The following is an 8,370-nucleotide window of genomic DNA, read 5'->3' as shown; positions in this document are numbered from 1 at the left end:
CTGATGCCGCAGTTGTAATGAATTTGCGGTATTTCTTGTGTAGTTCCCCCATTGATTTACACTCTCCTGATATCTATAGTGGTTGTCCCCATCGGAATGAAGGGTGAATGAATAGAAGATTAGCGAATAATTACGTGAATAAGAAAATCTCACCGTGTTGTCGTAAAGGTAAGTGAATAAAGAGTTCTCTTTCTAAACAAAATTATCTGCCAATTTACTATTATTAATGATAAAACTTTACCTATTAAACTGCTTGAATTCAATAGAGTTTGTCTATTAGGGTTGATTTTGTGTTTATTCGGTCAGAAAAATTCACAAATAGATACAGGAGGGGAGAATAAATGAAAATAAAAACTCCTATTGATAGTGCGCAATAGGAGGGAGGGGCATATTAGATTGTATTTAATAGAAGAGAATTAAAAGAGCTATAACCAAGCGTTCTTTATGTTACTAGCAAAAATTAAATCAATACATCATGCTTGGCCGGCACGAAACCCGTATAGTTCGCATACAGCGCAGCCTTAGTACGATCTCCAAGGTTCAATTTCGATAACACTTGACTGACATGCTTTTTCACTGTGTTCTCCGTGATGTACAAGTTGGCTGCAATTTGTTTATTCGACAGTCCCATTCCGATTTTTTGCAAGACCTCTTTTTCCTTAGAGGTCAGTTGTGCAATCTGGTTATTGTCCACTTGGGGCTTCTTTTGAGATTTCAGTAACAGATCGATAATATCAGGATCGTAATATTTTCTTCCTCTTTGAATGACGTGCACCGCATAAATTAGTTCCTCTGGATACGCATCCTTTGAAATATAGCCATCTACGGCCACAGATTTTGCATGTTGAAAGGTTAGTGGATCTGTAGAGTGTGTCAGGATGGCGAATTTACAGGATAACCCCCGTTGCCTTGCTTCATTTATGATATCTAGTCCACTTTCGCTTTCCAATTGAAAATCTACAATCGTCAAATCAGGTTTTTCCTTTTCAATTAAATAAAGCGCTTCTTGCTTGTTTCTCGCTTCGCCGCAAACTTCGATTGTGCCATGCATGGACAAGATGGAGACCATGCCTTTCCTAATAAGCGTCTGATCATCGACCACTACCACTTTCATCAATGTAGAGAGCCCCCTCACTCAAAATAGAAGAACGTTTTTTGACAAAACATCCATATGTAATGAGGCCGGTTGCACCACTGACTCCCTACATCCCAGGTGCCCAAATAGAGGATGTAGTTCCTAGTCTCCTACTAGTCATTTGTTTCTACCTACTTAGTATAAGTTATCTTTTTTGCGGAACTTGTCAGTTTATTGGAAGCGATTTGCATCTATTTTTAAGTCCTCTTGGTTCATTACGTCTCTTTTTGTCCTTCTGCGTTTCAAACGGACTAGTACTTCTAGTGTACAAGAGAATACAAAAATTGGAATGGCACGAAAGTGTGCCTTTTGCGTCACTCGAAAGACGAATATGAAGGAGCCAAAAATTACCCATTGGAGGTGCGAGAAATCGTTTCTGGCTGTTTATACTAAACGTAGTTCCATTCTCATAGCGAATGAAGCGAAGTCCAAAGGGGGAGATGTTCTGTAGAAGGTGATTCCAGTTCAAGAATGATTCTCTAACAGCATGCTAGTGACGTTGATGACGGTACATAGCATAAAGAGATCCAATCAATTACTCCTTAAAGCGGATGGATTGCTCACTGACTAATTGAAATTTGTTGGAGCGAATATTTGGGGCCAGAAATGGTGCACGAAATTACTTGTCTTGATTGAGAGAAAGAATATTGGGCTGTAAGAAAACAAAAACTAGGAATCTTAGGGAGGATAATAAGTATGAATCTTAAAAAGAAGTTAGCAATGGGTATTGCAACAGGTGCTTTGGCTGTAAGCATGATTGGTGGAGGAACGTATGCTTATTTCAATGATGTGGAAACAAGCACCAATACGTTTGCAGCAGGAACTTTGGACTTGACGTTAAACCCTGAACAAATTATTAATGTATCTAACATTAAGCCAGGCGACTGGATGAACCGTACGTTTAAATTAGAGAATACAGGTAGTCTTGACATCTCTAAGATTTTCTTGACGACATCATTTACAGAATCCGTACCTGGTTTTGCAGATCACATTGTGGTTGATTTCCTTAGAAATGAGGATAAAGGAAGCGTTCTTGGAGACAGCAATATCATTGTCTCTAAGACACTAAGCGAATTGGCAAATATGTCACCGGATGCTGTTAAAAATGAGTCACCGAAATTCTTCGGCTGGCAAGGCGGAGAAAAGAGCGGAATTAAAGCAGGTACGTCGGATAATCTATACGTGAAGTTTAGATTTAACGACAATGGGGAGGATCAGAACGCTTACCAAGGTGCAAATTTAGAGCTTACTTGGAAGTTTGATGCGCAACAAACAGCTGGAGAATCGAAGTAATCCATTTTGGGAGGAGAGCCCTTCTCCTCCCTCATTTCATTTCACCAATCCGTAGGTGCCCTTCCTTAAATGCATTTCTCAATATATAACCTTATTTTATGTTTTGAGGAATGTATTTACAGAATCCAGCGACAAGAATTTGAAAGGCGGGATCGGATTGAAAAGCAAGCGCAGACGAAGGTACAAGAAGAATCACCGCGCTTTATTGTTTTATCTTAAGGTAGCTTTGATTTGCTACTTAACTATATTTGGAGTTAGTTATATGACGTCTGGTACTTCTGCTTTTCTGAGCAGCCGTGCGGAAATTTCCCAGACAATCACGGCTGGAATCTGGACTGAACAAAAGGTCATAGTGAACGAATGTGGAGAGATTGAAATCATAACGATAGACTTGCGTGACCAAATTGAGAAAATCATCGAAGAGAAAGATGGGGAAATTCCGGAAGAAGCAACTGTTGAGGAAGATGTAACAAATGAGGAGAACACCGTAGATCAGGAGGCGGAAGCAGATAGTTCCCAAGGGCCATCGGACGAAGCTGTTCAGCCTGATAATAATGTGGCTGGAGAAACTAACGTAGAAGAACTGCCACTTGAAGTAGTGGATGAAGATCCAGGAGTTTTGGAGGAAACGATTGTTGATGAGGATGAGGGCACCGAAATAAGCATAGAAAATAACGAAGATCCATTAGGCGAAGTGGATGGTTCTGAGGATACATCGGAAGAAACGGAATCGAATGAAGAAACCGTTGATGACGATACAGAAAAACAAGAGAATGTGGATGGAATTGCTCAGGATGAAAGCGAAAAGGAAGCTGACTCGATTGAGCAGAAAGAAAACGAGTGTGAAAATAATGACGGTGAACTAGAAGAGAATGAAAACAATGGCGTTGATGAAGGCCAATGTACTTCTGAAAAAGAAAGCCTTACAGAAAAGAAAGACGAAAAAGTAGAGGGAGAGTGCATGAAAGATAAGGAACCTGAAACAGGGGATGAAAAAGATAAAGTTGTTGAAGACCCGGAAGTAACCGATCCGGGAGAAGATGCTGAAGTGAAAGATGGAGTGAGTTCCGATACTGATACTGGAGTGGATGACGGATCCAGCGATGATAGTCGTAAAGAGTCGGAGGGAGGTAATGAACAAGGAGCGACCTTCCCAAATGACAAAAAGCCGATAAAACATCCAACGCCAGCAAACAAAGAAGATGAGAACGCAGCAGTAAAAGAACAAGATAAGAAAGTAGAGGGTGAATCGGATGAGAAAGAGAAGCAAAACGCAGAAGGTAACGAAACAGGTGACGAAGTGGGTCAATAATATCGTATCAGGAATTTTGATGGTGTTGCTGATCACTGTGGCAGCTGTAGTCGTCATATCCAAAGCGTCGGGCGGAGAGCCTGAGATCTTTGGTTATCAGTTCAAAACGGTTCTGTCTGGATCGATGGAGCCTGGCATTCAGACTGGCTCGATCATTGTAGTGAAAGCAGCTGAGGATAAAAAAGCTTATAAAACCGGAGATGTCATTACATTTCAAGAGGAAGAGGGTATTTTGATTACCCACCGGATTACAGATGTCGTGAAAAGTGGTGATTCCGTCTTGTACCGTACAAAAGGGGATAACAACAATGCGGAAGACATGAACCCGGTTCTTTCAGACAATGTCGTAGCGGAATATACAGGCCATACGGTTCCTTATGTCGGCTATTTCATCAATTTTGCACAGTCGAAAAATGGCGCATTTCTTCTATTAATACCTGGATTCTTGTTGCTCATCTATTCCGCGTTCACCATTTGGAAAGTACTTTCCGCAATCGAGTTGTCTCCCAAAAAACAGGCGGATTTAGCAGGGGAAGAGGGCGGAAACCCCTCTTCCTGAGTCAAACGGTTTGAAACGGAAGGAGGCAGCACAGTAATGAAGCTTTCAAAGAGTATTCCCATACTTTTAGTCGTCTGTGGGATTCTACTATTCCCGATCGCGAGCGTCTTGGCTGATGAAAATAATAGTGCGGACAATCAGGAAATCAACATCAGCCTGTCCCCAAAAGAGACGTTATTTGACGTAAGTAACATGAAACCGGGCGACTGGGCACCGCGTACGCTTACGGTCAATAATGCAGGCAACAAAGAGTTTGCCTACTACATGCAACTGAAGAACAACGGCGATGAAAAGTTGTTTAATGAACTGTTGATAGAAATTAAGGCTGGTGATGAAGAGCTGTATAATGGTAAATTAGCAGCCTTTACGACATTGCCCGCTAGAAATCTGGCGAGTGGCAGCGAGGAGAAATTGGACATCACCATCCGGTTTCCGGAGCATCTTGGAAACGACTTCCAAGGATTGCAAGCAGCTTTCATTCTGAACTTTACAGCGGAAGGGAAAGCAAGCGCTTCTTCGCAAGCCGTTACAAAAGCTCGGATTGACAGTGGCGACGCTTCCTCATCAGGGGGATTCAAACTGCCGGCCACCTCTACGAATATGTTCAATATTTTGTTGCTTGGATCTGTATTGGTTGTAGTGGCGATTGCCATCATGTTTGTCGCGTATGTTAGAAGGATGAAGGTTGCACAATAGAATGGTCAAAAAGCTGCCGAGTCGTGCAGCTTTTTTGATTGGAAAGGAGGGAAAGTGGATTGGAAAAGAAAGTGGCTTTGCTCATGCTTGCAGTGGGGTTATGCCTAATCGGTTATGCGCTTATACAAATGCTTTCCACTAATCAATCCGAAAAAGCGGCACTTGCTGAAGCGAAAAAATACTTGAAAATGGCTACAGTATTTGACGAGAAAGCAATAGATGAAAAACAAGAAACCCTCGAACTGTCATTCCAAAATGGCGAAACAATTGGCATACTTCAAATCCCAAACTTAAACAAAGAACTCCCAATCGTAGAAGGGACAGATGAGGGTGCTTTGAAACAGGGAGTCGGCCATTACACAGGCACCGTGTATCCCGGAGAGAAAGACCAGATATTATTATCTGGCCATCGGGATACCGTCTTTACTGGACTCGACAAATTACAAAACGGGGATTCCATCATTGTGAAAATGGCGCATGGTACATTTACCTATGCGATTGTTGACACGAAGATTGTGGAGCAGAATGATGAAACCGTCATTCGTTCTACGGCTCCGGAGGAATTGCTTACGCTTTCCACCTGCTATCCATTTCGGTATATCGGCAATGCGCCGCAACGGTATGTGGTGTATGCGAAATTGGTTGAAAGTAGTCTTTGATCAATTGATGTAAATCCATTTACTTGTTTTGGTTATCTGGTGGTAAGGGTACACTGGGGTGTTGTGCACGCATGGGGACTGTTTATGCGCGGTTATCACTGCTTAATGCGCGCTTGCCGGTCGGTTATGCTCGGATTTGCTGGTTGTATGCGCGATTTCTATGATTTATGCGCTTGTAACAGTTGTTATTGCGCGATTGAACGTAGTATCGGTTGCACGTAAAAAACGAAACGCTGCGTTACACAGCGTTTCGTTTTTTATTGGCTCATCACTTCAAATGCTTATCAAAGAAATCAATCATCGCATTGTAGAACTCAATACGATTTTCTTCATTATCGAAGCCATGTCCTTCGTTTTCTTTTAACATGTACTCCACATCAACACCGCGCTTCCGTAAGGCCTCCACAATTTGATCGGATTCGGCCTGGTTAACACGAGGATCATTAGCGCCTTGGGCTACAAATAGTGGTGTTTTGATTTTATCAGCATGGAAGACAGGGGAAACAGCTTCCAGCAATTCCTTATCCTCGACCGGATGGCCAATACGTTTGTAGAGGTTGTTTCTCATTGTTTCCCAATACGGCGGGATGGTGTCAAGTAACGTGAAGATATTCGAGACACCGACATAGTCTACCGCTGCGGCATAAAGATCTGGAGTGAACGTAATGCCGGCTAACGTCGCATAGCCTCCGAAGGATGCTCCGTAAATTCCAATACGGTCAGGATCTGCTATGCCTTGATCAATGGCCCATTGAACGCCATCGGTAATGTCATCTTGGATTTTTAGGCCCCATTGTTTGTCGCCTGCATCGGTAAATGTTTTACCGTAACCAACTGATGAACGGAAGTTCACTTGGAGCACGGCGTATCCACGGTTGGCAAGCAACTGTACTTCCGAATTGAAGCCCCATGTATCACGTGCCCAAGGACCGCCATGAGGATTGACGATGAGTGGCAAGTTTTCCGGTTTTTTATTTTTGGGAAGCGTCAAATAGCCATGGATCGTGAGACCATCTCTGCTTTGATAGGAGATCGGGTGCATATCGGCCATGGTATCCCGGTCAAGCCAAGAAGCGAGCTCCGTCAATTTGGTCAATTCTTCCGTTGTAGAATCGTAATAGTAGTAGGTGCCGAATTCTTTATCGCTTGAAACGAGTACGATGAACTTTGTCATATTTTCATTATAGTCATTGAGGAACAATTCACTTTCGCTTACTTGGAGTTTGTCTTCCAACTGGTTGAAAATGCGTTCCAAGCCTTTATCGAAAAACTCATAGTGCAGTTTGTCTGTAATATATCCGGCTGCTACGACCGCATCTTTCTTCTTGTCATAGAAACCTGTCGCCACGTCGACCTGCGGGTTGGAATAGAGGACTTTCTCATTGGCATCCAAATCGAAAACAACTAATTCAGACTTATCTCGTCCTTTATTGGACAAAGCATAAATAGATTGATTATCTCTTGAAAAAGCGAACGGTGTAATGGCATCACCTTCTTCTGTTTGGATAAACGGTTTGAATTCATCCTCTTCATTTTCTCGATAGAGAACTGTACTATTTACACCATCCGTTTCGGTTGCGATGCGAATTTTACCTTCATGGTCTGCAAGCCAGCCCCCAATATTGCCAGGATTTTTCGCAACATGGTCCAAGTCACCCGTTTTTATATTCAGTCGGTACACATCAAAGACAGTAGGATCTTCTTTATTCATTCCAATGAGAATTTCATCTTTCACACCAGACAAGCCACTGATCAGTTGAACTCTAACGTCTGGATACGGAGTTAAGTCCCTTTCTTCTTGACCGTTGAAGCCGGATGAATATAGGTGGTAGTTTTCATCGCCGCCGTTATCTTTTAAATATAGGATATGATCATCCTTCCAGAAAGACGCGATAATATCACGATCAGTTGAGCTGGTCACTCGAATTGGTTCGCTATCCTCATGCATCTTTTTTACAAAGACATTCATCCGGTTTTCCCATTCGGAACTAAACGATATATACTCGCCGTCCGGTGACATTTCATAATCCGCATCTCCAGGGTTTTTCATGAAGTCTTCTACGGAGATTTCTTTTACTCCTTTATTACCAACATCCTTGGAAGCGAATGCCTTCGCATGATCAAGAATGTTCTCCATCTCTTCCACTGTTACCGTTTCTTCTGCTTGGCTGTAGATCTTCAAAAGTCCATGGATTTTTGCGGTCTGCAAGTAATCTGCAGTGGTTTTTTCCTGATCCTCAAGTTGAAGAGCATGAACTAAGACCTTGGCAAGTTCGCCTTTTGTGATGCTCTTATCGTGATTCCAATCAGCATTTGAGGTCCATCGCTTAACAATGTCATCTCTCATTTCCTTGGAGCCATGCTGGTACGTCAATTCGTCTAAAGTGTATTGGATGAAATCGTCTACAGAGACAGGCGCCTCTACTTTCACATTTTCCGCAGTCCTAATAATCTCCCGGTCAAGCGACCGAACTGTGTCATTGGCTTTCGCACTGAGTGGATAGGATACGAGAAGTGCGGATGCCATTGCTGCAAGTAATGCTTGTTTCTTCACTGGTTAATTCCCCCTTTTGTGTATTAGCTACATAGTACACACATACAATGATATGTGTCAAATATTTCGATAAAAAGAATTTTGTAATCGTTTGGTAATGTAGCATCTGTCTGTAGTATGGTACTTCAAGGGGAAGATTAAATTTGGAACATTAAGGAGGTA

General features: G+C 42.3%; 7 protein-coding genes and 1 riboswitch. Of the genes, 5 read left to right on the top strand and 2 right to left on the bottom strand.

Features of this window, described 5'->3' with window-relative positions; all coding sequences use genetic code 11:
- Positions 1-460 precede the first annotated feature (460 nt).
- The gene (locus NCCP2222_RS17230) at positions 461-1,114 is read right to left on the bottom strand and encodes a response regulator (RefSeq protein ID WP_248513671.1); all 654 of its coding nucleotides are present in this window, start codon (positions 1,112-1,114) and stop codon (positions 461-463) included.
- Positions 1,115-1,171: 57 nt separating this feature from the next.
- Positions 1,172-1,254: riboswitch (cyclic di-GMP riboswitch) on the bottom strand.
- A 577-nt stretch (positions 1,255-1,831) separates the two neighbouring features.
- On the opposite strand from NCCP2222_RS17230, the gene NCCP2222_RS17225 reads away from it, so the two are divergent.
- The 5 genes from NCCP2222_RS17225 to NCCP2222_RS17205 all read left to right on the top strand — a co-directional run bounded on the left by NCCP2222_RS17225 (position 1,832) and on the right by NCCP2222_RS17205 (position 5,654).
- Complete coding sequence (locus NCCP2222_RS17225; protein WP_248513620.1) at positions 1,832-2,428, top strand: TasA family protein; 597 nt, start codon at positions 1,832-1,834, stop codon at positions 2,426-2,428.
- Positions 2,429-2,690: 262 nt separating this feature from the next.
- Complete coding sequence (locus NCCP2222_RS17220; RefSeq protein ID WP_248513619.1) at positions 2,691-3,740, top strand: hypothetical protein; 1,050 nt, start codon at positions 2,691-2,693, stop codon at positions 3,738-3,740.
- Positions 3,682-4,299: a signal peptidase I SipW gene (gene sipW / locus NCCP2222_RS17215; RefSeq protein ID WP_248513618.1), complete on the top strand. Its 618-nt coding sequence runs from the start codon at positions 3,682-3,684 to the stop codon at positions 4,297-4,299. The genes NCCP2222_RS17220 and sipW overlap by 59 nt, the downstream gene beginning before the upstream one ends.
- Before the next feature lie 36 nt (positions 4,300-4,335).
- On the top strand, positions 4,336-4,995 hold the full coding sequence (locus NCCP2222_RS17210; RefSeq protein WP_248513617.1) for a hypothetical protein: 660 nt from the start codon (positions 4,336-4,338) through the stop codon (positions 4,993-4,995).
- A 59-nt stretch (positions 4,996-5,054) separates the two neighbouring features.
- A complete protein-coding gene (locus tag NCCP2222_RS17205) occupies positions 5,055-5,654 on the top strand; it encodes a class D sortase (protein ID WP_248513616.1) in 600 nt (199 codons plus the stop codon).
- A gap of 268 nt (positions 5,655-5,922) precedes the next feature.
- On the opposite strand, the gene NCCP2222_RS17200 is transcribed toward NCCP2222_RS17205, so the two are convergent.
- A complete protein-coding gene (locus tag NCCP2222_RS17200; protein WP_375709211.1) occupies positions 5,923-8,208 on the bottom strand; it encodes a S9 family peptidase in 2,286 nt (761 codons plus the stop codon).
- Positions 8,209-8,370: the final 162 nt, after the last annotated feature.

It is taken from the genome of Sporosarcina sp. NCCP-2222, assembly GCF_023168145.1.
In the GTDB taxonomy this organism is placed as follows: Bacteria; Bacillota; Bacilli; order Bacillales_A; family Planococcaceae; genus Sporosarcina.
This window is presented reverse-complemented; position numbering and strand designations above follow the sequence as displayed.